The following is a 1730-nucleotide window of genomic DNA, read 5'->3' on the forward strand; positions in this document are numbered from 1 at the left end:
AGGTTCTAGGTTCATCAATATTGTAATTACGCTCTGTCTCTTTAATACAACCTTTTCTGATTTTAATTAATGACGCTAGCATCGCTGCAACCTCTTTCGCTTCACTTATTAATTCCAAGCCTCGCGACTTTTCAATAACGCCTATTTCTATACCTATATATATTTGCGTTACTAGTTCACCAGCAGAACCTTTACCATAATATAAAAACCTAGCTTGATCCGCTTGGGAATCGCGCTCCACACCCTCTGCAATGTTAGAAGGTATAGATATAGCAGAGCGTGTAACTTGATCTTTAAACCCAAAATCTTTGCAATTAGCAATAGCTTTATAAGTATCACAAGCTAACCGGGAAGCTCTTTTCCAGACATCTAATTGTTCAAACTTCATAACCATGCCCTAAACACGCTAAAATTCATAAATTAACTATAGCTGAGAGTAGGTTTTTCCTAAAGTCTAAAGCCTTTGTCTTCCTAAAACCTATTGCTTTAGGCACGCTTCCGCCCCTAGGTTACAGTTCCTACGTTCTGGTCAGTTTAATTCAAATTGTAAAATACAAGACCTTTCGCGGTAGCAAGCTACTCGCCTACAAAACTGTTTTACCACCAATTTCGCAACACCGAGAAAACATTTATGAAACCCTTAGGTTAACTTCTTATTCCTTACTCCGTAATTTCGGTGTTCTCTGTGGTGAATATTTATTCTTTTCGGGCTAAAGCCCAACCTACAAAGTCATAGGTTTTAGCTCCTAGTCACTAAAGCACTTATATCTTTCGCGGCTAAAGCCGGCTCCTACGATAAATTTAAACCCTGTAGGAAATGGCTTTAGCCATGAATTTTATAAACCGCGCGGCATAAAGCCCCGCCTACCCTTAACCCTAACACTGTGCTTGGCTTAATCTCTACCTAAAACCTAACACCTAGTACCTTTGTTTCCCTAGTGCCTTTAACCTTTAACCTACTTTTCTTACGTCGCAGTTATCTACGCTCATTTCTATTTGTTTATTGAGTAGGTTGACTAACAATATACTGCGCATATCGCCGTCGGGCTCTTTAAATATTGCTTGTACGTCTTTAAACGAGCCATTATTTAGACACACTAAATCACCGGGTTCCGGTAAGCTATTATTATCTTGCGTTAGCTCGAAATTTTTTAATTCTTTGATAAGTTGATCAGGTACTAATTGATACGATGCACCATACGACACAAAACCACTTATACCACGGGTGTTTTTTACCGCAGCAAAGTTGCCGGTTTGAGGATTTAAGCGAACAAATAAATAATTAGGAAACACAGCAGATTGCTTAAAAGTACGACGACCTTTAATTAGCTGTTGTTTTTGTAGCTGAGGAAAAAAAGCTTCAATCCCTTGGTTTTGTAAATTAACTTGGGCACGAGCCTCTTGCCTTGATTTACAAAATAATAAGTACCAACTATCCATATCAATCCCTAAAATACTGACTTTTTGCCTGAGACCTTGTTGTCATTATTTCAGACGGTGGGGATTTTATACCCAAACCACCTCAAGTTGCAAGTTTCAGTTGGAATTAAAAGCGATTTAGGCAAGGCATTGATTGCAAGTAATAGTGGTTCTATTATTAAAATCAATAACGCAGTATAAATCGCTTTTAAACCAACCCGTTGGGCGTTTCACAGGCACATACTCTCATCGTTGTTACTTCTTAAAAGGGACTGCCATTCTTGCAAAGTAACGCCTTGATATTAAGCACC

2 protein-coding genes are annotated in these 1730 nt (G+C 38.6%); both read right to left on the reverse strand.

What is annotated here, in order from left to right; translation table 11 throughout:
• On the reverse strand, positions 1–388 hold a 388-nt coding region (locus H5203_RS22405; RefSeq protein ID WP_182820369.1), incomplete at its 3' end, for a four helix bundle protein.
• Positions 389–951: 563 nt separating this feature from the next.
• Complete coding sequence (rfaH, locus tag H5203_RS22410; protein ID WP_145236600.1) at positions 952–1440, reverse strand: transcription/translation regulatory transformer protein RfaH; 489 nt, start codon at positions 1438–1440, stop codon at positions 952–954.
• Positions 1441–1730: the final 290 nt, after the last annotated feature.

It is taken from the genome of Pseudoalteromonas sp. SG41-1 (genome assembly GCF_014164575.1).
Lineage (GTDB): Bacteria > Pseudomonadota > Gammaproteobacteria > Enterobacterales > Alteromonadaceae > Pseudoalteromonas > Pseudoalteromonas rhizosphaerae.